Origin of the sequence: Burkholderia sp. AU4i (assembly GCF_000466765.1) — a bacterium.
Lineage (GTDB): Bacteria > Pseudomonadota > Gammaproteobacteria > Burkholderiales > Burkholderiaceae > Burkholderia > Burkholderia cepacia.
This window is the reverse complement of the sequence record NZ_ASSI01000060.1, coordinates 121,866-143,230: the sequence shown is the minus strand read 5'-3', so window position 1 is coordinate 143,230 and position 21,365 is coordinate 121,866. Positions and strand designations below refer to the sequence as shown.

29 protein-coding genes are annotated in these 21,365 nt (G+C 59.8%); 26 read left to right on the top strand and 3 right to left on the bottom strand.

Features of this window, described 5'->3' with window-relative positions:
- Positions 1-8: 8 nt before the first annotated feature.
- A complete protein-coding gene (locus L810_RS49045; RefSeq protein WP_042974466.1) occupies positions 9-2,618 on the bottom strand; it encodes a DNA cytosine methyltransferase in 2,610 nt (869 codons plus the stop codon).
- 254 nt (positions 2,619-2,872) lie between these two features.
- Between L810_RS49045 and L810_RS13920 the strand changes: the two genes are divergently transcribed.
- The 8 genes from L810_RS13920 to L810_RS13885 all read left to right on the top strand — a co-directional run bounded on the left by L810_RS13920 (position 2,873) and on the right by L810_RS13885 (position 7,690).
- A complete protein-coding gene (locus L810_RS13920; protein WP_042974465.1) occupies positions 2,873-3,205 on the top strand; it encodes a hypothetical protein in 333 nt (110 codons plus the stop codon).
- 353 nt (positions 3,206-3,558) lie between these two features.
- Entirely contained in the window at positions 3,559-4,038 is a 480-nt protein-coding gene (locus tag L810_RS13915) for a hypothetical protein (protein WP_021158949.1), read from the top strand.
- A gap of 16 nt (positions 4,039-4,054) precedes the next feature.
- Positions 4,055-4,585, top strand: coding sequence for a hypothetical protein (locus L810_RS13910; RefSeq protein ID WP_042974462.1), 531 nt, complete (start codon positions 4,055-4,057; stop codon positions 4,583-4,585).
- A 131-nt stretch (positions 4,586-4,716) separates the two neighbouring features.
- Positions 4,717-4,878: a DUF6726 family protein gene (locus L810_RS48105; RefSeq protein WP_162175287.1), complete on the top strand. Its 162-nt coding sequence runs from the start codon at positions 4,717-4,719 to the stop codon at positions 4,876-4,878.
- Positions 4,879-4,888: 10 nt separating this feature from the next.
- Positions 4,889-5,293 (top strand): hypothetical protein, encoded by a 405-nt coding sequence (locus tag L810_RS13900; RefSeq protein WP_021158948.1) that lies wholly within the window; start codon positions 4,889-4,891, stop codon positions 5,291-5,293.
- A 178-nt stretch (positions 5,294-5,471) separates the two neighbouring features.
- Positions 5,472-6,851, top strand: coding sequence for a DNA repair protein RadA (gene radA, locus L810_RS13895; protein ID WP_042974459.1), 1,380 nt, complete (start codon positions 5,472-5,474; stop codon positions 6,849-6,851).
- A 200-nt stretch (positions 6,852-7,051) separates the two neighbouring features.
- Entirely contained in the window at positions 7,052-7,285 is a 234-nt protein-coding gene (locus L810_RS13890) for a hypothetical protein (protein WP_081712851.1), read from the top strand.
- A 45-nt stretch (positions 7,286-7,330) separates the two neighbouring features.
- Positions 7,331-7,690, top strand: coding sequence for a hypothetical protein (locus tag L810_RS13885; protein ID WP_021158945.1), 360 nt, complete (start codon positions 7,331-7,333; stop codon positions 7,688-7,690).
- Positions 7,691-7,932: 242 nt separating this feature from the next.
- On the opposite strand, the gene L810_RS47135 is transcribed toward L810_RS13885, so the two are convergent.
- Positions 7,933-8,415 carry a DUF7682 family zinc-binding protein gene (locus tag L810_RS47135; RefSeq protein WP_155836211.1) on the bottom strand — a complete coding sequence of 161 codons (483 nt, stop codon included), beginning with the start codon at positions 8,413-8,415 and terminating at the stop codon, positions 7,933-7,935.
- Between the two features lie 21 nt (positions 8,416-8,436).
- On the bottom strand, positions 8,437-8,874 hold the full coding sequence (locus tag L810_RS13870) for a hypothetical protein (protein ID WP_155836209.1): 438 nt from the start codon (positions 8,872-8,874) through the stop codon (positions 8,437-8,439).
- 356 nt (positions 8,875-9,230) lie between these two features.
- Between L810_RS13870 and L810_RS13865 the strand changes: the two genes are divergently transcribed.
- The 18 genes from L810_RS13865 (at position 9,231) to L810_RS13785 (ending at position 21,253) form a co-directional block, all read left to right on the top strand.
- On the top strand, positions 9,231-9,512 hold the full coding sequence (locus tag L810_RS13865; RefSeq protein ID WP_042974450.1) for a hypothetical protein: 282 nt from the start codon (positions 9,231-9,233) through the stop codon (positions 9,510-9,512).
- 481 nt (positions 9,513-9,993) lie between these two features.
- Complete coding sequence (locus L810_RS13860; protein WP_021158942.1) at positions 9,994-10,671, top strand: hypothetical protein; 678 nt, start codon at positions 9,994-9,996, stop codon at positions 10,669-10,671.
- A complete protein-coding gene (locus L810_RS47130; RefSeq protein ID WP_155836207.1) occupies positions 10,664-10,807 on the top strand; it encodes a hypothetical protein in 144 nt (47 codons plus the stop codon). The genes L810_RS13860 and L810_RS47130 overlap by 8 nt, the downstream gene beginning before the upstream one ends.
- 265 nt (positions 10,808-11,072) lie before the next feature.
- Positions 11,073-11,705, top strand: a complete 633-nt coding sequence (locus L810_RS43995; protein ID WP_155836205.1) for a hypothetical protein — start codon at positions 11,073-11,075, stop codon at positions 11,703-11,705.
- Positions 11,706-12,425: 720 nt separating this feature from the next.
- On the top strand, positions 12,426-13,682 hold the full coding sequence (locus tag L810_RS13845; protein WP_051392241.1) for a site-specific DNA-methyltransferase: 1,257 nt from the start codon (positions 12,426-12,428) through the stop codon (positions 13,680-13,682).
- Positions 13,683-13,782: 100 nt separating this feature from the next.
- Positions 13,783-14,466 carry a hypothetical protein gene (locus L810_RS13840; RefSeq protein WP_021158938.1) on the top strand — a complete coding sequence of 228 codons (684 nt, stop codon included), beginning with the start codon at positions 13,783-13,785 and terminating at the stop codon, positions 14,464-14,466.
- A 245-nt stretch (positions 14,467-14,711) separates the two neighbouring features.
- On the top strand, positions 14,712-15,050 hold the full coding sequence (locus L810_RS13835; RefSeq protein WP_021158937.1) for a hypothetical protein: 339 nt from the start codon (positions 14,712-14,714) through the stop codon (positions 15,048-15,050).
- 200 nt (positions 15,051-15,250) lie between these two features.
- Positions 15,251-15,409, top strand: coding sequence for a hypothetical protein (locus tag L810_RS47125; RefSeq protein ID WP_021158936.1), 159 nt, complete (start codon positions 15,251-15,253; stop codon positions 15,407-15,409).
- An 86-nt stretch (positions 15,410-15,495) separates the two neighbouring features.
- Positions 15,496-15,678, top strand: coding sequence for a hypothetical protein (locus L810_RS13830; RefSeq protein ID WP_021158935.1), 183 nt, complete (start codon positions 15,496-15,498; stop codon positions 15,676-15,678).
- Positions 15,679-15,848: 170 nt separating this feature from the next.
- A complete protein-coding gene (locus tag L810_RS13825; RefSeq protein ID WP_021158934.1) occupies positions 15,849-16,097 on the top strand; it encodes a hypothetical protein in 249 nt (82 codons plus the stop codon).
- A gap of 116 nt (positions 16,098-16,213) precedes the next feature.
- Positions 16,214-17,113 (top strand): hypothetical protein, encoded by a 900-nt coding sequence (locus tag L810_RS13820; protein WP_155836203.1) that lies wholly within the window; start codon positions 16,214-16,216, stop codon positions 17,111-17,113.
- A 181-nt stretch (positions 17,114-17,294) separates the two neighbouring features.
- Positions 17,295-17,879: a hypothetical protein gene (locus tag L810_RS13815; RefSeq protein ID WP_021158933.1), complete on the top strand. Its 585-nt coding sequence runs from the start codon at positions 17,295-17,297 to the stop codon at positions 17,877-17,879.
- A 129-nt stretch (positions 17,880-18,008) separates the two neighbouring features.
- Complete coding sequence (locus tag L810_RS13810) at positions 18,009-18,368, top strand: hypothetical protein (protein WP_021158932.1); 360 nt, start codon at positions 18,009-18,011, stop codon at positions 18,366-18,368.
- Between the two features lie 331 nt (positions 18,369-18,699).
- Positions 18,700-19,074: a hypothetical protein gene (locus tag L810_RS13805; RefSeq protein WP_021158931.1), complete on the top strand. Its 375-nt coding sequence runs from the start codon at positions 18,700-18,702 to the stop codon at positions 19,072-19,074.
- 79 nt (positions 19,075-19,153) lie between these two features.
- Positions 19,154-19,444 carry a hypothetical protein gene (locus tag L810_RS13800; RefSeq protein ID WP_155836202.1) on the top strand — a complete coding sequence of 97 codons (291 nt, stop codon included), beginning with the start codon at positions 19,154-19,156 and terminating at the stop codon, positions 19,442-19,444.
- Between the two features lie 130 nt (positions 19,445-19,574).
- Positions 19,575-19,925: a hypothetical protein gene (locus L810_RS13795; RefSeq protein WP_021158929.1), complete on the top strand. Its 351-nt coding sequence runs from the start codon at positions 19,575-19,577 to the stop codon at positions 19,923-19,925.
- Positions 19,926-20,032: 107 nt separating this feature from the next.
- Positions 20,033-20,479: a hypothetical protein gene (locus L810_RS13790; protein WP_021158928.1), complete on the top strand. Its 447-nt coding sequence runs from the start codon at positions 20,033-20,035 to the stop codon at positions 20,477-20,479.
- A gap of 63 nt (positions 20,480-20,542) precedes the next feature.
- A complete protein-coding gene (locus L810_RS13785) occupies positions 20,543-21,253 on the top strand; it encodes a DUF6927 domain-containing protein (protein WP_021158927.1) in 711 nt (236 codons plus the stop codon).
- Positions 21,254-21,365: the final 112 nt, after the last annotated feature.

Sequence of the window (21,365 nt, the reverse complement as noted above, 5' to 3'; positions counted from 1 at the left end):
CGCCTCGATCAAGCAGCCGTGCGGGCGAACAGCCGCTCGTGGCCGAAGTTGGCGCGAACCAGAGCCTCCGCCTGGACAGGCGAGACGCTGTTGCCACACATCCGGATCTGCGCCGTGGTGGACAGCGGAATACGTGGCACTGACAGAGGGTCCGCGACCTGCACTCCATCCTTGAACAGCAACTTCGGATCCGGGATCTCGTGGATGATGTAGTTCTCCGGAAAGGACTGCGCACGGAACAACTCACGTGCTTTGAGCATCCGCAGGGTGATGTCGGCCAGCACCCACAGGATGCCGTCGTAGGACATCAGGATCATTTCGGCGCCAGCCGGGAACTGCTCGGGCAGGTGCTCATGCAGTAGCTCCGCGCAGCGGCGGGCCTTCTCTCGGTGCTCTTCTGCAAGGCAGTCGGCCGGAACCTGTACGGTTTCCACGAGCCCCATGCGCGCCTTCGTCGGCAGGGTATGCATCGGCTCGTCGACCGCTTGCCACTGACCACCAGAGCTGTAGTACTTGACCAGGCAGGCGGTCACCAGACGCTGGTTTGCGCCCTTCGAGGCGATCGTAGACACTGGGGCCGCCATCGGGCGACCATCGTTTTCGGCCCAAAATCCGCCGTTGGCTTGCTCGAGGAATGCCGATTCTAGGGCGTTAGGCACGCTACTCGCTGTCACCGAATTGAGGGGCGTTTCCACGGTGCGGACACCGCTGCTCCAACGCTTCGCGTCGGTACCACAGGACTCACCGTGCCCGATATCGATCAGGTTGGCCGCGATGAGTGCCTGCTCGCCGCGGTGCGCGCCAGTCACCGTTGGCAGAGGCTGAGCAGGCGAGGTGCCCGTGCGCTCGCCATGGTGCGTCAGGTGCGTGAGATGCGCAGCGACCACGCCGAGCGGCGCACTGCCGCCAGGGCGCTTGATAAAGCTGTTCGCGGTGACGGTTGGCATCGGCTTGTTCATGTCGCTGCCCGCGCTGCCCGTACGAAACTTCGTGATATGCGTAGCGACAAGCGCCTGCTTGACGCCCCCTGCGACAGCCGTGCCGAGCGGTCCTTCGATGGTCTGGGTACGAGGCTCCTGACCCGCGCGCTCCCCGTAGCCGATCGTGATCAGGTGCGCGCCGGCGAGCGCGTGATGATTGCCGCCGGCGGACACGGTCGTCAGCGGCTGCTCGACGCTATCGGCGCCGAGATGGGCCTCGCTCGTGCCGCGCATCGTGACGATCGTGGATGCAGCCATCTGCTCTGCATCGACGGCCGCGTCGAACTCATTGACCCGCTGGAAAAAGCGCACGTCCTGCTCCGTGAAGCCCTCATCGTGCGCCGGCGTGTCGGGCGGGATGCTGCCGCGCTCCGCGACGAGCGGTGCGAACGCCGGTGAGACGACGGAGAAGTGCCCTCCTTTGACTTGAGCGCAGATCGTACGCAGCGGCTCGTCGGCAGGCATGGTGCGCTGGTTGCTGGCATTTGCGTGTTCCGTCAGGAACGGAGCCGTCAATGCGCCGTCGAGGGGGTAGATACCGGTCTCGTTGCCGCAGGTCGGGCATGCTCCCGGGATGCCAGCATCCTCGGGTTTCCATGACGGAAAGGTGTTGCCACAAGTGGTGCAGTGGAATTCATGAGGCCGTTCTGCCGTAGCCGGTGGCGTCGGGAAAATGGGTTCGTACTTCCAGCCACCGGCACTCGAGACGCTCGTCATGAGCGGCTTCAACACGGGCTGGCCCAGCATGTGATGGTTGCCGGTGGTGATCGTCGGCAACGGTTGATCCGATCCAGCGCCAGGGTGCCCGCTCGTATTTGTGACGATAAACGGCTTTGCGCTCGCAAGCACGTGGCGCCAGAGACCCTTGGCCACTCGGCGCTGCGTGTTGACAGCGAGCTCCTTTTTTCGGTCGAAGATGCTTTCCGCCGGGAGATCAAAGTCGATGCATTCCGCTGCGGTGCGATACGGAGAGAGCATGCCGGCCAGAACCTCGCGCGAGGCGGGGTCGCCGTGAGACTGCTCGGGGAACACGATGGGCAACCCGTCGCGGCGAGCCACGAGGAACAGGCGCTTGCGGATCGTTGGGGCACCATTGTCGCAGGCGCGCAACTCGCGCCAGTCCACGGTGTATCCATGTTCACGCAACTGGCGGACGAAGCTGTTGAACGTCTTGCCTTTTCGCTTCGGATCGGGGAAAGCTTTGCCATCCTTTCCAACAATTAGCGGACCCCATGTTTTGAACTCCTCAACATTCTCCAACATGAGAACTCGCGGTTTGGTCAGAGCAACCCAGCGCATGCCAACCCAGGCAAGGCCGCGAATGTGTTTCGCAACCGGCGTACCGCCCTTGGCTTTGGAGAAATGCTTGCAGTCTGGCGAGAGCCAGACCAGCCCGACCGGCCGATTTTGAGTAACCACGATGGGATCGACATCCCACACGCTCTCGCACAGGTGTTTCGTCTTGGGGTGATTCAGTGCGTGCATCGCCAGCGCCTCGGGATCATGGTTGATGGCGATGTCCACCGGCCGTCCGAAGGCCGCTTCCAGACCGGTGCTGGTACCGCCACCTCCGGCGAAGTTATCGATGATCAACTCGTGACCGAGATCTAGCGGGTAGGTAAAGGCATCGCGCTTCATGTGTACGTGGTCCTTTGTTCTTAGGCTCGATGGCCTTGAAATCACGATAACAAGTGCGCCTTCTGAAACAAGAGGGGACGGTAGCAGGACTCCTGGAACTCACACCCGCTGAGGACTTCCCATTAGGAAGTTTTTACCGATAGCCTAAATTTCGAACATTTCCCCCCTTGAATAGCGCCTGTTTGACGATTGTTTGGGGCTTGGAAGGTGCGTAAGGTGGCACCTTCGGGAAATAACTTTTTGGGAAGGCAAGAATGAAGAAGCTCCTCATTTTCGTTGCTGCCATTGGTATGTTCTCGGCTGCTCATGCGCAATATGTAGCCAAAACGCCGCTCGTTGCGACAGCCAAAGGTGCCCATTGCAACTCCGGGTTTGGGCCGGTGCCCCTGATGGCTTACGATCCCGACGGCCATCCGATGCAGTGCGCCCATACCGACAAAAACGGTTCGGGATCTTGGCAGTACGTGGCTGAAAGTGATGTCGATCGCGTCACCCGTAAACTCGATCAGCTGAACTCCACAGATACGCAAATTCTTGCGAGGCTCACGGAGCTGCTCGCGGTCCAACGCGCAAACGGACAGAAGTAAAACAACCGGGAGGCATCTTGCGATGGTCAATTTCAAAGCCGAGTCAGAACGTAGCCCCGTGCCGAAATTTCTGATTGGAAGTTTGCAGGGTGCATGCGAAGTATCGCGTCGGATTCGCCGGCTGGTCACCCGCCGCGCGGCGCGACGCCGAGCGCTTGCCTTCCTCGATGGTGCGTTGGCTTATCGGCGGCGCGAATCGAACACGGCAGACATCGTCCTTCCGGAGAGGAATTCGGTAAGCAACGTTGACCAGATGGTGATCGCCGATTTGGGCGATCGTCCAGCTGGGGCCCACAGTTTCCCTCCATCCCTAATGCTCGGCTCCTGAGCACGACCGTCCGTAAGGAAATTTCATGAAAAATCAGATCCTGGCTTCTGCTGCCGCAGTCCTGCTTTTGTTCTCTGCCGCGACCGTAAACGCCGATCCGCTTGGTGTGATCGACGCGCCCAGCCAGATCGTGCCGGCGGTGACCACGCCGATCAAGGGATACGATGTCGAGGTGATGCGGCGAGATGCTCGCGGCGCGATCAGCAACTTCGGCGAACGTCAGACGCATGGCGAGTCTGTGAACTTCGAAGAGCAGTTCAGCTATCTCGTCGCAACGAATGGCCCGCGTGACGGGCTGGACGGGTATCGGAAGATGGAGGTCAGCGACATCCAGCAGACGTCGTTTGGCCTCACGTCGTTCCACCTCCAACTGAAGGAAAAGGATTCCGGTAGCGAACTCGTGGTGAACCGGCGAGTGTGGCTGAACGCCGGCGAGGATACCGCTCTCGTGCATGGGCTCAACGGCCAGGACTATCTGGTCAAGCTGCGCCGCGTCGAAGGCTGATTCGCACGGGCTCGTGATGACTCATTCGCTCCAGAAGGACATACCCCACGGCCGGATGACGGATCAGGACCGTTGTCGGCAACTCGCAAAGATCGAATCGACGATTCGGCTTTCTCGACAGTTGGCATCTCATCCAATCAAGCTTGGACCGGCCGGCTATACGGCTCTTTTTGCAGCTGGTCTGTACGCCGTGCTGGTGAACGCTCTCGAGGCGAGCCTGGATCACACCCGGTGGCACGTTGGTGGCGATGTGGGCATCCTCATCAGCGCGGCGGCCGCCATACTAGCGGGCGTGGTCGCGTATCGACGGTCCCCATACAAGACATATTCCGGAAAGGTGTATGGGTTGCTCTCGGAGTACGAGCCGGTCGACACCGATGGATTCCGCTTGATTCAAAGTGAAGCCGAGACTGGCTCCCTTAACTCTGACGATATTCTCCAATGGGTCGAACGGGAACGCCAGGAGATCCGCAGGCGATCAGGCCAGACCGAAACGCTCAGCCAGGACACGGCCGCTCGACTGAGGTTCATCCGAAAACGCCTCTAGCCCTAGGTCTCGAAGAGAATCCGGTCCAACCTTCAAGTTCAATTTAATGCATCGGGTAGCCAGTCATGAAGCCGGTAGTCAATCAGTCGACCGCCAATGCGGCTGGGAACCTTGTGAGCAGGAAATCGCAGATGAAACGAGTATTGCTGTTGGCCCCGATCGTTGCCGCACTCTCCGGTTGCGGTGTTGCCGCGGCACCGTGTCGGATCACGGCAGCCGGCCTCGATATGATCCCGCTGGTTGGGCACGTCCTGGCGGCCCCGACCAACGCGTGCGCGGCCGCAATCGATTGAGGAATGCCCCATGATTCGGCGTATCTTCCGAGCGCTCGACCTCAGCTTCTGTTTCACGCAGCGTGCGCGGGATGCTCAACTCGCGAGCGTCACGACCGGGATTTCTGTCTCGCTCATGTACGACGGCGGACTGGAGGTTCAGGCCGAGGATCTCGTTCCTGCTTTCCAGAAAGGACAGCCAAAAGTCGAAACCCTCTACGTCGTCGGCCGAATCCTGGAGGGAACCGGCGGCGCATTCAACGCCTTCCACGCGATGTATGACCCGGAGGCCGACTCATGGATGACGCGAGCGAACGGTGTGAGCCGCAAACGGGGCGACGACGATCTGTGGCTCCAGATCGAAGAATACGAGGATGCGTATCGCGCGGCGGTGGGGCGAATGGGAAAGCGCGCCGCGTTCGGCACTGTCACGTGACGAGATGGGTGCCCTCGGGCATTTCAGCGACCGTTATCGAATGCTGCGATGGCTGTCGATCCCATAGAACGGTACCTGAGTCCTCTTGAAATCCCGCATCTGTCTGCCAGCATGGTTCCAACCAATCGAGGCACGGCCTTTCAGGCTGTTCCCGATTCCATCCTGACAGGAACCATCCGTGGCAAAAGCAAAGACCGTCCATAGCTGTACCGAGTGCGGGGCAACCGCTCCCAAGTGGCAAGGCCAGTGTCCCGGGTGTAGCGCGTGGAACACACTGGTCGAAACTGCTGCCGACACCGGATCCGGATCGCACCGCTTCCAGTCCCTCGCAAAGAGCGCCCCGGTCCAAAAGCTGGCCGACATCGAAGCGGCTGACGTGCCGCGATTCTCGACTGGCGTCGGCGAATTCGACCGGGTCCTCGGTGGCGGCCTGGTTGCTGGCGGCGTGGTGCTGATCGGCGGTGACCCGGGCATCGGCAAATCGACCCTTCTGCTGCAGTCCCTCGGCGCGATCGCTGGCGAGCGCAAGACGCTCTACGTGAGCGGTGAAGAGTCGGCAGCGCAAATTGCCCTTCGTGCTCAGCGCCTGTCGCTGCTCGAGGACGATTCGAATGCCTGTGACCTTCAGCTACTCGCCGAAATTCAACTGGAGCGTATCCAGGGGACGATCGAGGCTGAAAAGCCCGACGTGGCAGTGATCGATTCGATCCAGACCATCTATTCGGAGGCTCTGACCTCCGCACCGGGATCGGTGGCCCAGGTTCGTGAGTGTGCGGCGCAGCTCACGCGGATTGCCAAACAGTCCGGTACCGCGATCATCATGGTTGGCCACGTGACGAAAGAGGGCAACTTGGCGGGCCCGCGTGTGCTCGAACACATTGTTGATACAGTGCTGTACTTCGAGGGCGATACCCATTCGTCATTCAGGCTCGTCCGGGCGTTCAAGAACCGCTTCGGCGCCGTGAACGAGCTCGGAGTGTTCGCCATGACGGAAAAGGGACTGCGAGGCGTTGCGAACCCGTCGGCGCTGTTCCTGTCTCGTCACGATCAGACGGTGCCGGGCTCCTGCGTGATGGTCACGCAGGAGGGAACGAGGCCGCTTCTGGTGGAAATTCAGGCGCTAGTCGATGGCACCCACTCACCGAATCCGCGGCGCCTCGCGGTTGGCCTCGAGCAGAACCGGCTCGCGATGCTGCTGGCGGTGCTACACCGGCACGCGGGCGTCGCATGCTTCGATCAGGACGTGTTTCTCAACGCCGTTGGTGGAGTGAAGATCACCGAGCCGGCCGCGGATCTTGCTGTCCTGCTCTCGATCCACTCGTCCATGCGAAACAAGGCGATGCCGAAGGGGCTGATCGCCTTTGGAGAGGTCGGCCTGGCGGGCGAAATTCGGCCGTCACCACGCGGTCAGGAACGCCTGAAAGAGGCTGCGAAACTCGGTTTCTCGGTGGCGCTGATCCCGAAGGCGAACAGCCCGAAACAACCCATCGACGGGCTTACCGTGGTCGCCGTCGACCGGATTGAGGAGGCGATCGACAAGGTCAGAGGACTGGAATAGTGGGGTAGATCGATTCGGAGCTATCTTGAAGGCTGTCCGGAAACAAGTTGAAAGATCAACGGCTGAACCGTACTGGGCATAGCTCGGCAGGCCGTAATCGGAGTTGATTTCTTGAACGGACGTCTCCAGTATTTCGCATCGAGGGTCAAGCTTGGCTGATGTAGGCCGATAAACGGATGACTATTGCGGGGATGCAAGGCATGAAAAGAGTCCGTGGGTTGAAAGGAAAGGGAAGCGATGGCCACGCTCCTGGTTGGACGCTGTTGGTCGGGTTGCTGGGCTGGGTCGTTGCGCCGATGATTTTGGTGGCGTGCCAAGATCAAGCCCTCTCGTGGAAAGTAGGGATTCCGGCCGCGATCGCCGCGATCGTCATTGGCGCACTTCTGGAGCGTTGGCTGGATCGCAAGTATCAACCGACGGGCGAGCGAGGTTAGCTATGGTGCTTTCCTGGATCGAGTGTATTGCGAAACGGCGTTAGCATGGATCTGATCGAACCGAAGATTCGCCCGGTGTGTGATGCGCTGAACGCTATCGCGGACGTCCACACGCTCTGGTCATGCGAGGGCCATGCCACACGGCCATCCCGCCCCTATGTCGTGTTCGAGGCGCCGGAGACGATCGCGCTGCAGATCCACCGAATGATCGGGGATGGGCATGCCGGCGGCGCGCTGAATTACTGGTGGAACATGACGGCAAACTTCCGGGATAATGGGCATCTACAGTGGCTCATCGAAGCGCCGACGATTCCGATCTGGCATTACCTACCGATCGCCAGGCGACGGATCGACGCGGAATTGCGGACGTTCGCCTCGCTGCTCAATGATCGCCAGTGGACGTGATCGAGATTGATAAAATCCGGTGACTAGCGCCATGATCAACTCTCTCGCCCTGTATAACCGACAGCGTTGGCTTTCTCTCGGTCTAGCGGTCATCATCGCCGTCAGCATCCCCATCGTTATGAGGCTCGAGCCGAAGTGCTCACCTCAATTGCCGATCGCCGGCGCAGTCGCGTTCGTCCTGTGCATCCGAGCGGCGCGGGGATATACGCTTCGCGCGAGGAAGAAGTAAGCTGCCTGCCCGCCTAGACCAGCAGGTTGTAGTTTTCGTGTGAGAGGAACTTCAGAGGCTTGAGAGAAGCCGCGTCGACCAGGAGGCGGTATCGCAAACCAAGTGGGATCGAAAAATCGCCGCGTCGCGACGTCAGCATCTTCCCGCCGAGAGTAAGGGGGTGTGCTCCCTGCTTGAGTCTGCCTAGAACCTCCAACGCACGCTCGAGAACGGCCGGCAGATGCATTGCTGGGCTCAGGTCGATCGGCGCGTTCGCCGCGGCAGCGACGAGTTTTGAGCGGTGCGCTGCAGCTTTCTCTGCGGCGCGGCGAGAGTCATCCGCGATCGCAGCACGTCGTGCAGCGACTTCGGCCTCTGCCATCGCCGCTGCTTCGGCGCGACGGGCACGGCGTGACTCAGCGGCCTTTGCCGCCATCAGTGCAGGACGTGCCTCGTTTGCGCATCGATGGCAGAATTTTCCCAAGCCGGAATGGCCGCATTCGAATCGTTTTTTCATGGCTGGATCTGTCTGACTGCGTTACTCGCTTTCTACGGTGGCGAGCCAAGGCATCTCACGAGCCTTGTCTTCGGCGGCACCCTTCTTCGTCGCAGTGTCTCGATCGATCCACCGCTGTACGTTCTCGTGCCAGGTCTCGATCGCATACCACTTCACCTTGCATGCGCTTCGCTCAACCACCCGGACTGGATGCGGGCGGGTCTCATTCTGCGGCAGGTACAGCACGAGCTCCGAGGTTGCCGGCATCATCGACATTTCCTCGTGGAATAAGTACGCGAAGTCCGGTATTGCCGGCTCGTTCTGCACTGGCGCCGGTTCGACTTCAGGCGTATCACCTGCAGGAGAACTCGCCGGGAATCCATGCAGAACCAATATGCGAGCCAGAGCAGCCAGCGGGGAAAGCGTTGCCTGGTTTGGCCCAGACAGCGGGATGTTTCCGGAAAGTAGTTGATTCAGCATTCATTCTCCAATGCAGCCGGCGAGCGCGATCGCGCGGGATGTGCCCGTAAATTACGGCAGCAGATGCCGATTATTTAGGGCCCTTGCATGTAGTCCTATTTCAAGGCGGTCCTAGAAGGGGGCTGTGCTCATTCTTAGTGTCCGATACTTCCTGACGAGAACGCAAGAGATGGGCCCTACTGGGAAAAGTTTGTATAATCGGCGTTGATTCGACCTATCGGCAGCTGGGCCGCAACCAGCCAATTGGCCTCTGGCCGTGAACTTCCGACGCCATCACGCGCCTCAACTCACCTCAACCCATACGGGGCATTCTGTCCCGATGGACGTCTGCTTCGTAATTTCCAGGAGCAGCTACCATGTACGACGCAAAAACTGCAACCGACTACGTCAAGGGGGCGTTCCCCTACAAGTTCGACAGGATCGAGGTCGCAGGCGGCGTGTTTTCCGGTCCCCCGCCCGGCGATTATCTGATGGCCGATTTTCAGCGCCCTCGCGAGCCCGTTTCCTTTTGTCTGCTGGGCGAATGGTATTGCGACTGCCCCAGCGGACCTCATTTGGGCGTCTTCGCCTACATGGTTGCTGAGATCGTCGGTGGCGGTGGATTCTACGGATTGGCTGGTGCCCGCCGGATCTCATAAATGCCGATTCACCAGCCGGCCTGGTGATAGCTAACTTCCACGTCGCAAGAAGATTGCGGATCGGCACTGCAATTTATTTCCTGACAGGAAGTTTTTCGCCTATATTTAAGGCGTTTTCAACGGTAGCTGGACCCAAACCCAGCCAGTACGGCAGCTGTTTCGCCGTCATCCATTCACACCACTCTGGTGTCTTACCCTCGCGGGGCTTTCGTCCCGGAGGGGCGTCTGCTTCGCTACCCTCTAGGAGCAGACCATGCCTTTCACGTACGTTGTGCAATGCGATAGCGGCGGCCGTTCCCACCGTGAGGTATCCAACGGGGATTGCCGTCACAACAGCGAACGCCTGCCCGGCGACCATTTCGACGCTCATTTCGGACCGGCCTGCAGGCGGATCCGCAAGTCGTCCAAGTGACTGTTCACATGATCCCCTGCGGAGCACGCCCGCCAGGGCTAATTCCGCTGAACTCAAGGAGCAGTCACCATGGACGGTATCCAGTATCGAAACGGTAGTGCGATCAAGCACTTTCTGTCCGCATCGGCTGCTATCAGCTATGCGGCCAGGAACGAGATTGGGGATTACAAGTTGCGCGAGGTCACGAAAGATGAAATCGTGAACGTCGCGCTCGAGTGGACCCCAGATCCTTCCAAAATCCGCGAGCAGGAATATCCGCAGATCTTCGATCTCAACCCGCACGAGCGGAGGGGAATGGAACTGCTGGCGATTTCGAAGCATCGCGGCTGGAGTCTGTGCCAGCACGATCCATGGCTTTACGAGGGGACGCTCGACGCTCTCTCACGCTACGTGCTTGTGCAGGCCTGCGCGATGATTCAGTTTCCGTACCCAACCGGAGACGAAGACAAGCGTCGCAAGGCTAAGCTTGACGCGATGATCTTCGCGGATGCGAACCCGCTCACGACACGTCGCGTGGGTAGTTTCTGCTTCGCGGTATGTCCGAAGGTCGTGTATTTCACGGCGCCCCGCTATGCGGCTGGGTGGGTGCGCGGCGATGTGGCCACGGCAATCATCGAAATGATCGAGAGAGACGACGGCGAGCAACTTGACGCCGTTCTGAAGGCCATCCCCGTGAATAGCGGCCCCCGCGATTTCACTGGGGTGGTGAAAGCCGGCCTCGACCAGTTGGAGGTGACGTATGTCTGATCCGAAGCTCACGCCGGCGGCGGACTGTCAAACGCCGGTTCGCGGTGCTAATGACGACGAGTATCAAATCTACGTTGCCAACGCAATCGAGTTGGGGTGGAATGTCAAGACCTACGACGAATGGCTCAACAGCTAGGCGCCCGCGGTCTTTTAAGTTCACGACCAGCGTAGGGCAGGAGCATCCTTCGGGAATCTCCTGCCACCTGTCTCGACACATCTGTCTTTAAGTGTCGTTCATACGGCCCGTGGCGCGCCCGTTTTGGGGGTTCCACGGGCCTTTTCCTTTTGTCGGTATACCGGTCCTGAATCTCGGCGGCTCGTGTCAGCAGATACTTACCAAGACGTGCCTGATGCCCCCAGGTTGCCCAAAGCTGTACAAGGGGATTCTCCGTTAATGGAGAGTGAATTCCACGCTGCCGCCCATTGAAAACGAGGGCGCGGTCAGGATAATGACTCAATCGCGGGTTTCGAATGGCAGGGGAGGATATGTGATCGAGATAAGACGGCGACGGCAAGGGCTGTTCGACGTGGTGTTTGGCCTGGACGAGCTGGAGGATCTGCTCCGCAAGCATGGCTGCGCCGATGTCGTCGATATTGATTCCGGCATGAAACTGGAAGTTCACGACGTCTACGGGCGGATGACTGTGTTCTCGCCCGGAGTGATGTCGAGCATCGTGGCTACGGCGGCAACAATCATCACCATGGCCAGCGATGGGAAATTCGTTCAACGCACCCGGAAGCCCATACCGCTACGATCCAACATCGACATCGAGCGCGTCGACCAGGTCGCGGTCGTGATCGATCGGGACGAGGGTGGGTGCAGCGTCACGAACGACATACTCGCCGTGGTGGATCATCTTTTGCGCAACGGGCACGTCCGCGAGAACGACGCTTTCGTGTACCGCGACAGTATGAAGGTCTACGACGGCGTGCAGGTGATCAACGGCGTCTTCGGTCGCTTTATAGCGCTGCAGGAAACCGATGCGATGCGGGCCGTTACCCGTCTCCGCGAGAAAGTAGTCTCCCGCTCGTGAGGTTGGCTCCCCAGATAAATTCCCCGGGGGGAAGCACGAACCGCATGGGCAGATTCGAATAGGGGCGATTCGCCATTGCTGCAGGCCAAGGGACTTGCTTTCGTGAAGCGCCTTGCTAGCCTGACGGGAACAAGCATTGCTGAGGAAAATGATGAGCGAAAAAAACGCGGTCGCCGTTTTGGGTGGTAGAGAGCATAGTGCCAGTGACGTAGGCCGAGATTCACGTGCTACGAACATCCAAGCCAAAGTAAATCCGTTTGCTCCCGGAGATCGGGTGCGCGTCTCCGACGACGTGAAAACCAGATACTTCCCTCAGTCGGAGCAGGCCCGCCGGGCCGGGTGGACTGGTACCGTCAATTCCCAGTGCTGCCGCCCCTTCGAAGATCACGTTTATGTGGACTTCGACTTGCGCCCGCGGCAAAGACGTCAGCGTCTCAAGGAGTTCATGGACGTCCGGGACCTCGAGCGGGCGCCGGAATTTTCGTCGGCCAAGTAGCTCGACCGCCCGACTAAGCGCTGTCGGTGCTCCGCTTGGCTGATTCCCATCAAGAAGTAATCGTGTACAATCAACCTGATTTCCCACGGTAGCTGGTCCGTATCCAGCCTCGGCCCTTCTGCGGCTGCAATCCTGGCATCCCTAGCTGGTGCCGAATCTTGAACCCTAGCGGGGCACACAGCCCTGCAGGGTTGTCTGCTTCGCGTTTCCCGGAGCAGCAGACCATGAATCAACCTCGTTCGCGGCCACGCCGCAAGGTCTCGCAAGACCAGATTGTGCTGCCGTTACTCGACTGCATCGAAAACGGCGGCGGCAAGGCGCATACCCACGACCTTTACGACGCGATCGCACTCAAGTGCGGCGTGCCGGAAGTCGAACAACAGGAAACGACGCTACTCGCCGGACGAAATGTCAACGTGTACCAGCGATCTGTCAGGTGGGCGCAGCAGCGCGCCCGTTTGATGGGACTGATCAACGCGTCTGGTCGCGGCGAATGGGAGTTGACAGGCAAGGGGCGAGACGCACTGCGTCAGGCCGCACCTGGCATCGTCATCACCATCTTCACGACGAGCAAAGGCGTGGCGCTGTTCGGCGAAGCGAAGGAGGCCGTCGCACACATCGACGACGGATCTCTCAGACTGATCCTGACGTCGCCCCCGTATCCGCTTCTGCGCGAAAAGCAGTATGGCAATAAGCCAGTCGAAGAGTATCTCGACTGGCTGATGCGGATTGCTGAACTGTGGCCGCAGAAGCTGGCGGGCGACGGCTCGGTGGTGCTCAACCTTGGAGACGTATTCCAGAGCGGCGTGCCGATGTTGTCGACGTATCAGGAACGGCTGATCATCCGACTCGAGGACGATCTGGGATGGAAGCTGTGTTCCCGGTATGCATGGCACAACCCGTCGAAGATGCCAGCGCCGGCGGAGTGGGTCACCGTGCGCCGCGTCCGCGTCAAGCCGTCGCTCGAGCAGATTTACTGGCTCGCACCAAACGGCGAGCCGTACGCCGACAATTCGCAGGTACTCGTGCCGTACAGCGAGTCCATGCGATCGCGCATTGCCGCTGGTGGCGAGAAGGGGGCAGTACGACCCAGTGGCCACGAGCTTTCGGCTGGGGCATTCGACGTCGACAACGGCGGGGCGATACCGCACACCTTGATCGTCGCGGCGAATACAGAGTCGAACAGTCATTACATGAAGGCTTGCCGTGAGCAGAATCTGCCGGTCCATCCGGCGCGGTTTCCGGGCGCAGTCCCGGAACATTTCATCAAGCTGTGCACGATGGAAGGCGACACCGTCTACGACCCGTTCTCGGGTTCGTTCAAGACTGGCGCTGAGGCTGAGCGGCTTGGCCGGAACTGGATCGGAAGCGAATTGATGCTTGACTACGTGTTGGGGGGAGCAAACCGCTTTCCGGATGCAGTACTGACACGGCAAGGCATCGACGATTTCCGGCGAGCTGCGGATCTTTTTGCCTGCTAAGCAGGCATGTCGGCACCACTTCCGGTGCCTGAATTTCTTCACCCTTGCGGGAAGCTGTTCCCGAAAGGGGGCGCTTCTCGCACTTTTCTTGGAGTAGCGCATGAACAACACTCAATCCCAAGTCGTCGAAGCCTTCGAGGGTTACCTGGCCTACGACGGTATTCGTATCGATGTCGGGTTTCAGGCGCCGGCCGGCGCGACGACAGCTCAAAAGGATGTCGCTTTCCTCGCGGAGCTCGCTCAACAAGCGGAGATCAACTATCTGCCGGTTGGCAAGAGCACCGTCCCGGTCGCCTCCACAAAGCCCACCGCCTCGGGCTTCTCGACGGCCGATGCTGACCGTCTCCTCGGTCTGGCCGACCAGTTCCTCGAGGACTGGAAGGAGACCGATCGAGACGATCGCCGAGACGGCGGCGCGGATCCGGAACTGGTCGAGCGCCAGGCCGAATACGCAGCCATCCGTCCCTTGTTCGTGGCGGCACCGGAGATGTTCGCGGCGATTCGGGAGCTTTTCCCCAGCCTCGAACTGCTGCCGGACGGTGCATTTCGCCTGACCGTGGCGAGCAACGACGAGGTTCGCCAATGGATCTGTATCGTTCGACAGTCCAGCAGTCAATGGATTGTCGAGCACAATTTTTCCACTGAGCAGTTCGAGGTGGCGTCGTTTCTCGAAGGCCTGCGACTCGCAGAAACATTGCGGGCCAGTCATATCGAGGACATGGCCCGCCACGCAAACCTGGTTCTCCGGAACCAGGTTACGCAAGGCGAGTCATCGCGCCCATAACCGAAGTGGTGATCCTTCCCGCCAAACGTCCCAATTCATGGGGCGTTTGGCGGTTTTTGTTTTTGCGGCAGTCCGAGTGCATCAATGGAACTGGAAAGCATTTATGAGGCTCGCTTGTCTCCACGTGTTCTGGCGATAGAATGTGCGGCGCGGACCAGTGATAGGGTGCATGAACTGCCTTGCACCGCTGGTCTGCGCGGGCATGATCGGCCTGGTCACGGCTACTGGCTATTAGGGGGAAGGGAATGTCGGTCGAACTGCATGATGACCGGGTGTACTCGAAGAGAGAGATTGAAAAGTGGCTGACCGAGACGGCGCAGGTCAAGCCGCGATCGCGCGCATGGAACAATGCGCTGACGTCGGCCGGCAGCACGATTGTTGGCGAGGATACGTACCTTTTCGTGCCAGTCAGCGAAACGCACTACAGGGTGTCCCGGGCAAACGCAAAAGAGGTAGCGGAGGTCTTTAAGGTCTTGGACGAGGTTTCCGGGATCAAGAAGTTGAAGCGGCAGTGGTACGTCTGCGTGGCGATCTTGGCAGCGGGCGTCGTTGTCGTGATCGGCGCGGCGATTTTCCAGCACTAACCCGGTCGCAGCGACGGAATCACAGCTTCCTGTCAGGAAATTTTTTGGTATGATGGGGGCGATTCTCACGGTAGCTGGACCGAAGCCAGCCAAATCGGCCGATCTTGGGCCGTAACCTTCCTCGCACCATTCGGTGCTCACCCTCGCGGGGCATTCATCCCGCGTGGGACGTCTGCTTCGCGTTTTTCAAGGAGTAGACGATGCCCTTCATCGAAGTGATTGACTGCGGTTGCTGCGGCTATTTTCACCCTCAGAAGTCCGATGGTGACTGCCGGGACAACGCTGATCGCCTGACCGGCGACCAGCTCGACGCCCAGTTCGGCACGGCCGGCTGGCAAATCGCCGAAACGGCTGAGTAAGCCATTCCTTCTTCAGCCCCCTGGGGTCCGTGTTTCCCCGGAGGGAACGTGGACTCCAATAAGTCACTTTCTTTTAGGAATCCATCATGAGCAAATCGAAGAAGCGTGCGATCGCATATCTCGATGAGCTGCTGGCCAGACAGCGCGCTCAGCGGGAGGCATCCGTTCGCGCGGGCCGTGCGGCTTCGAAACCAGTCGATCCCTACGAAATCACGTTCGCGGCGGCAGACCATAGCGGCGACCCTGCCCAGGCGCTCGATGCCGCGTGATGTGTCCGTTCGCAGCCAGCCAGCGATGCTGGTTGGCCGCATTTGACGTGGCCGCAAGGCCGACTTCCTGGAGCCGGCCATCCCGTAAGGGTGGCGGACTCCTTTCCCCGGGCGGGGCACCCATCTCTGTCCGGGGTGAGTGCTTCGCAAAGCACCAGAAGGAGAACGTCATGGCAGAAAACGCAGTGAAAGCAGCGGTATCCGGCGAATCGGCAATGGACCGTCTCGACCGGATTCTGGCCGACTATGGTTTCAGTACGGACAGCAAGTCGCCCCGGCAGTACTTCCTCGTTTCGACGGTGAAGGAAAACGCAGAGGAAGCCAAGGACAAGGACCTCGTCGAGGCTTGCGTTCAGAAGCTGAACTCCATGCGCGAGTCGGTGTCGCGCCAGTTGTTCGCCACGAGCCTGGCGCACTGATTCCCCAAAGCACGAAATAGACGCCCGCACTCTGGTCCCAACCGGATGCGGGCGTTTGCATTTCGGGTATGCTGACGGAAACTTCGTGGCAGGAACCGATTCGGCGAGAGGGGATCATGGCAAGCGATCGTGGGTATGATTTCGACGCAGCGTATGTGCTGATGGATCTGTTGCAGAGAGTGGAGCCGAGCGCTGTTGCGGGTGCACTGCTGGCGGAAGCTCGGGAAATATCCGGCGGAAGCTCGGATCTCGCCATGCTGGAGCAGTCCGATTGTCTATCACGCATCGCTCGAGGCCTGATGGACGAGAAGGTGCAGGAGCGAATCAAGGATCTACGCGAGCAAAGTGGTCGGGTGCATGATCACGAACAAGCCGTAGAGAGCACCTGTGGCAAGATTGAGACCGCCGCAGGAGTTGTTTGGGCAATTCTGTTCAGACTCTCCGAGGTGACGCAGTTCGGCGGAAGCGACGCGATTCCACGCGCGATGCCCCGAAATTTCGAAACGTTCAGATTCGACCTCGACCGTCTTCTCGCGGTATCCAAGCCTTACGCCGATTGGAGCCCGCAAACACAGGACTACCTCCTCGAGGGACTGCCCGCTGACTTGGCTGCTTATCGAGAACTGTTCGATGCCTTTACGGACGGCGAGGAGTACGTGGAGAAGTTCGAACTCGTTGTGCGACCAGGGCAACTTTACCGGCTCATTGAGTTGCGCGAGAGCCGGGAAGAACTGCATGCCAAGGCTGAGCAACTGATCAGGAGTCTAGATGCGCTGAAGAAGGAGATGGCCGGTCTCCGCGATCTTGGCCCGCACGTCGATCACTGGTGGCGAGACTTTCTCATTGGCCTGAGGGGAGAGCTGGTCGCAGGCGAGCTCAGTCAGGGGCTCGCACCGTTCGTCCGGCCGATGAAGAAGCTCGAAGTCGGCACTATGATCCACGTCTCGAACAGGTTGCTGAGTAAAGGTCAGCAGATCATTCCAAGGTACGAGGTGACCGCCGCGCCGGCGGGATGACACCGACCCGCGGACGCTGATTGTCGCAATACCCTGTCGCCCGTGCCCCTGAACGCGGGCGATCGTACTTGAGGACCGAAAAAGGGCTGGAAACCGGTGAGAATGTCGGTATCGTCTGAGTGTCCCGTGCTTATAACAAGGGTGTGGCTGACTCAAGCAGTGAGCGCCGATATTCGATCCAATGAACAAACGACCTAAATACAGGCCGGGGACGCTTGATCGCGTACTCGACTTCTTCAACAAAATTGGCATTCCGGCTCGGTATGAACCGGGTGCGACCGGCTTCGCCGAGGGCGTGCGCATCGAGCGCGGCGAGCTGATGGTGGATCCGGCGTGCCGGATTTCCGTACTGTTGCACGAGGCGGCGCATCTAGCGATCACCCCCAAGCGCTATCGACATCTCATGTGCGGCAACCTGTACGCCGGTCGCCGTGAAATGTTCCGCCAAGTGGGGGAGCTGGGCCTTCCTCCGGACACGGCGCTCTATCGGGCGGTCATTCAGAGTTCCGATCCGGAAGCGACCGCGTGGGCCTTCGCGGCGGGACTGCACCTCGGTTTCTCCAGAGAGGAGATCATCGAAGACGACCAGTACGACGGGGATGGCGAAACGATTCGACTGGCCTTGTTCTTACGCTCCTACGCCGGCATCAACGGACTCGCGCACGCCGGCTTCTGCGCACTACGGCCCGGTCACCGGCTTCCGGTATGGCCAGAGCTCGCGTTTTGGACCCAGGAAGTCGACGCAGAAGGGTATCGGGACCGTTAATATGCTGCTCGCCGCATGATGCATCTGCTTCCGGCGAAGAAGGGCACTTGAATCCGGGCTCGCCACCGATAAGATGACTTTACATCCGACGTACCCGCGTCGATACAAACCGCTTACGAGGACAAAAACATGATTCGCAAACTGCTTGTCGCTTCGATTGCCACCGCCGCTCTGCTGAACGTCGCTGCCTGCTCTTTCACGCAAGGCGTCAAGCCGGACGCCAGCGTCAACACCAGCTTCGTCAAAGGCGTGAGCACGCTGAGCGACGTCGAAGCCAAGCTCGGCCAGCCGATGAAGACAGTCACGAACGCGGACGGAACCACCACGGCCACGTTCCACTATGGCGAAGCGCACCTGGGAGCCCTAGCGCTGGTCGGAGTCGGCGCCGCCACGGGGCAGGACATCATCACCGTCGTGAATTTCGACAAGCGCGGCAAATTCGTGACCCTCACGCAGGAAACCGACAACCGTAAGACGTCGGGCTTCTAAGCCGGCAAGATCGCGCCACGCTGTTCCAGACAGGCCCGGAAATCCCGTTGCGGCAGGTTTCCGGGCCGTTCCACATTCTTCCCATGCTGAAGTCCTGCCTCCGGGCGAATGCCTTCCGACTGACTGCGGCGGTCGGGAACCGTCCTGGCTTCCTGTCAAGAAATTCTCGGGTATAATTTCGCTTGATTTACCCGGTAGCTGGACCGAAACCAGCCATTCCCGGCCGTGTTCTCGGCCGCGATCTCTCTGCACCGACAACGGTGCGCCCCATTTTAACCCTGCGGGATGTTGCTCCCGCGTGGGCGCTTCTCGCTCGTCCCAGGAGTAGCGTATGAATATCCAGTCTGCTATCGATCAGGAAGCCCAGCTGTCGGGCGTCGCATCACGGCCCGCGCGTGTCGTGTTTCTTCCGGACGGTTACAACGGACACGCGATGGCCTTTTGTGCCGAGCCGGTCGCCGCGGAAGGCAATGTTGTGAAGCTCCACTGCGCAGAGCCCGGCAAGGAGTACCTGATCGCCTGGCGTTGCAGAGCCGCCTTCGAGGCGGCGCTCATGTCGCGGGAAGGCAGCGCGGAGGTCACGCTGGCGGAACGCGGGATCGCTGGGTGGCGCGGCACGAACGATGACGAGTACCAGATCTACGTCGAGTCGGCCAAGGCACTCGGCTGGAAAATCAAGACACGCGACGAATGGCTCAATAGCTGACCGTCGATTTTTTAACCCTGTGGGGACGCACATCCCCGCTGGGTGTGTGCTCCTCACGATTTCCATTGAGGAGTACAAGATGACCGCTATTCTCTGCTCCAATGCTGCAACCGGCCTTCAGACCGCTGTCACCAGCGTGGACGTACGACAGGCGTTCCGAGCGGCTGGAATGAGAGCTCGGGTTGCCGATCTGGGCATGAAGTTCCGGATTTGCGATCTCGACAGGTCGCAACACGGAACCGAAGTCGAGCGTGTTGCGAAGGCTCTGAAGTTCACCGATTCCCTCGGGCATCCGGGCGGACAGTGGAACACATCGACCGAGTTTATTGCATACAAGCCGGGAAAGATCGTCCGTTTGTCGGCGCAGTGAAGAAACTCAGTTTCAATTTAGAAGTCAGCGCCGCTCGTTCGCAAGGCGACGGCCGCTGAATCACAACACAACCCTGGTGGGGAAGCATTCCCGCCGGGGACGCTTCCTTGCCAAAGTTATAGGAAGCGTCATGAAACACATAATCGAAGCCACGGGAAATCTCACGTTCCTGATCGAAAACGATCGTGACCGCGAGATACTCGAGGACATCAAGGACCGCGTGGGTGGTAATGACGTCCGGTTCCTGGACGACATGCTCGATCAGTTGGGCTTTCTGGGTAACGCGAAGCTCTTCGGGATCGCCCCTGTCGACGTCGGTGCCCTGACGGACGCGCCGATGCTCTCCGATGCGATCGATTTGCAGGACGATGGCAGCATCGTTGTTCTCGGGAACGTCTGGTGGTATCCGAACTACCAGGTCGAGGACTTCGCAGAACGGCTGATCGAGCGCGGCAGCGTTACGTTTCAAGCTGCAGCCTGATTCGCTTTTTTAGAGCCGCCATCGAGGCTGCGCTCATGTTTTAACCCTGTGGGGACGCACATCCCTCAGGGTGTGTGCTCCTTGCGATTTCCAATGAGGAGTACAAGATGGCAATTTTTCTCTGCTCGAACGCCCACATCAGCACGCTCGCGGCCTACGCCGTGCAGCACCAGATCTGCCTGCCGCATCTGAAGCTTGACTACCGCGGTGCAGCGGCCGGTACATGGATCGCGGGCGAGCTGTTCAAGGCGAACGTCAAGGCGGTCACCAAGCAGTATGGCAAGTGCGAGATCCACGTCCCGCACGCCTACCTGCCGATGGCGACGCTGCCGGAGCCGGTGGCAATCCTGAAGCTTTGCGAGGGATACGAGTGCCAGGTCGAAGGGCTCGAAGACTACCCGTCGTTGCTCGCCGGCAAGATCGTCTCGGCCATCCGTGCCAGGGCGATCAGGATGTTGCCCGGGTACGAGTCGGCGCCGTGGTGTATCCCGGATCAGCGAGTTGCGAGCCGGTCGAATCTCATCGGGGCCGTCGCGTCGTCTGTTGTTCATTAACTCATCGGGGAGCAGGCATCCCAGATGGGGTGTCTGCCTCTTCGATCTACTTAGGAGCAGGTCATGGGCTACAGCGGTACCCGGAATATTCCGGGCAAATCTGCAATGGAGATGCTGCGTCATGTCGATACCCACTACGCCGGGAAAAGGGTGGAAAACGACGTGGCGACCTACGAGGTTCTCGACGGAAAACCCGGACGAGGCGGTCTCTGGTTCGTCGTGCGCATGACGATCAAGGCGACCGGGGAGGGCTTCAACTACGCGGAATTCGTGAAGATCTCCCGTGACCAGAAGGAGTTCTGCTGGAAACCGATCTGGGAGTTCTCCGACCCGGGCGAAACATCCATGCCGAGGTCGCTTTTCAATCAGCTCACGGCGATCGAGAAGATACCCCCCGGCTCGGGCCGAAACCTGGAAAACGCCGCAGCTTGGCGTGACGCTCAGCGCAGGGCATACGAGCAGAAGTCGCTCGAGAGTGCCGCGGCGCCGAACGCCGGAGATGTCATCGTGTTCCGCGATCCGATCGATTTCCAGATCGGAAGCGAGACGGTGACGATCCAACGTTTTCGTGTCCGTGAGTGGGGGCGTGCCCGGCGGTTGACCCCGCTGGTCGGAGACGGAGAGGCTGGCTTCAATGCCAAGCTGAATCGCTCGACGTGGGACACAAACCCGTTCGAGGTGGAAGAGCGACTGGCGGATGTTGTGCCGGTCGTTGCGATGGCCGTACCGTTGCCGGTTCCGCAACGTCAGTTGCAGCAGGCAGCGCTGTTCTGAAACGTGCGGAGATTTCGTCCGTTCAAGATGGCCTGGCCGCGTAGGCGTAACCGGGCTTGATGTCCAACCCCCGCGGGGAAGTCTCCCCGCAGGGGAGACGTCCTCGTCATCT

Excerpts from the sequence above, each read along its gene's own strand:
- L810_RS49045 (WP_042974466.1), bottom strand. The coding sequence starts at position 2,618 with ATGAAGCGCGATGCCTTTACCTACCCGCTAGATCTCGGTCACGAGTTG.
- L810_RS13920 (WP_042974465.1), top strand. The coding sequence starts at position 2,873 with ATGAAGAAGCTCCTCATTTTCGTTGCTGCCATTGGTATGTTCTCGGCT.
- L810_RS13915 (WP_021158949.1), top strand. The coding sequence starts at position 3,559 with ATGAAAAATCAGATCCTGGCTTCTGCTGCCGCAGTCCTGCTTTTGTTC.
- L810_RS13910 (WP_042974462.1), top strand. The coding sequence starts at position 4,055 with ATGACTCATTCGCTCCAGAAGGACATACCCCACGGCCGGATGACGGAT.
- L810_RS48105 (WP_162175287.1), top strand. The coding sequence starts at position 4,717 with ATGAAACGAGTATTGCTGTTGGCCCCGATCGTTGCCGCACTCTCCGGT.
- L810_RS13900 (WP_021158948.1), top strand. The coding sequence starts at position 4,889 with ATGATTCGGCGTATCTTCCGAGCGCTCGACCTCAGCTTCTGTTTCACG.
- L810_RS13890 (WP_081712851.1), top strand. The coding sequence starts at position 7,052 with ATGAAAAGAGTCCGTGGGTTGAAAGGAAAGGGAAGCGATGGCCACGCT.
- L810_RS13885 (WP_021158945.1), top strand. The coding sequence starts at position 7,331 with ATGGATCTGATCGAACCGAAGATTCGCCCGGTGTGTGATGCGCTGAAC.
- L810_RS47135 (WP_155836211.1), bottom strand. The coding sequence starts at position 8,415 with ATGAAAAAACGATTCGAATGCGGCCATTCCGGCTTGGGAAAATTCTGC.
- L810_RS13870 (WP_155836209.1), bottom strand. The coding sequence starts at position 8,874 with ATGCTGAATCAACTACTTTCCGGAAACATCCCGCTGTCTGGGCCAAAC.
- L810_RS13865 (WP_042974450.1), top strand. The coding sequence starts at position 9,231 with ATGTACGACGCAAAAACTGCAACCGACTACGTCAAGGGGGCGTTCCCC.
- L810_RS13860 (WP_021158942.1), top strand. The coding sequence starts at position 9,994 with ATGGACGGTATCCAGTATCGAAACGGTAGTGCGATCAAGCACTTTCTG.
- L810_RS47130 (WP_155836207.1), top strand. The coding sequence starts at position 10,664 with ATGTCTGATCCGAAGCTCACGCCGGCGGCGGACTGTCAAACGCCGGTT.
- L810_RS13845 (WP_051392241.1), top strand. The coding sequence starts at position 12,426 with ATGAATCAACCTCGTTCGCGGCCACGCCGCAAGGTCTCGCAAGACCAG.
- L810_RS13840 (WP_021158938.1), top strand. The coding sequence starts at position 13,783 with ATGAACAACACTCAATCCCAAGTCGTCGAAGCCTTCGAGGGTTACCTG.
- L810_RS13835 (WP_021158937.1), top strand. The coding sequence starts at position 14,712 with ATGTCGGTCGAACTGCATGATGACCGGGTGTACTCGAAGAGAGAGATT.
- L810_RS47125 (WP_021158936.1), top strand. The coding sequence starts at position 15,251 with ATGCCCTTCATCGAAGTGATTGACTGCGGTTGCTGCGGCTATTTTCAC.
- L810_RS13830 (WP_021158935.1), top strand. The coding sequence starts at position 15,496 with ATGAGCAAATCGAAGAAGCGTGCGATCGCATATCTCGATGAGCTGCTG.
- L810_RS13825 (WP_021158934.1), top strand. The coding sequence starts at position 15,849 with ATGGCAGAAAACGCAGTGAAAGCAGCGGTATCCGGCGAATCGGCAATG.
- L810_RS13820 (WP_155836203.1), top strand. The coding sequence starts at position 16,214 with ATGGCAAGCGATCGTGGGTATGATTTCGACGCAGCGTATGTGCTGATG.
- L810_RS13815 (WP_021158933.1), top strand. The coding sequence starts at position 17,295 with ATGAACAAACGACCTAAATACAGGCCGGGGACGCTTGATCGCGTACTC.
- L810_RS13810 (WP_021158932.1), top strand. The coding sequence starts at position 18,009 with ATGATTCGCAAACTGCTTGTCGCTTCGATTGCCACCGCCGCTCTGCTG.
- L810_RS13805 (WP_021158931.1), top strand. The coding sequence starts at position 18,700 with ATGAATATCCAGTCTGCTATCGATCAGGAAGCCCAGCTGTCGGGCGTC.
- L810_RS13800 (WP_155836202.1), top strand. The coding sequence starts at position 19,154 with ATGACCGCTATTCTCTGCTCCAATGCTGCAACCGGCCTTCAGACCGCT.
- L810_RS13795 (WP_021158929.1), top strand. The coding sequence starts at position 19,575 with ATGAAACACATAATCGAAGCCACGGGAAATCTCACGTTCCTGATCGAA.
- L810_RS13790 (WP_021158928.1), top strand. The coding sequence starts at position 20,033 with ATGGCAATTTTTCTCTGCTCGAACGCCCACATCAGCACGCTCGCGGCC.
- L810_RS13785 (WP_021158927.1), top strand. The coding sequence starts at position 20,543 with ATGGGCTACAGCGGTACCCGGAATATTCCGGGCAAATCTGCAATGGAG.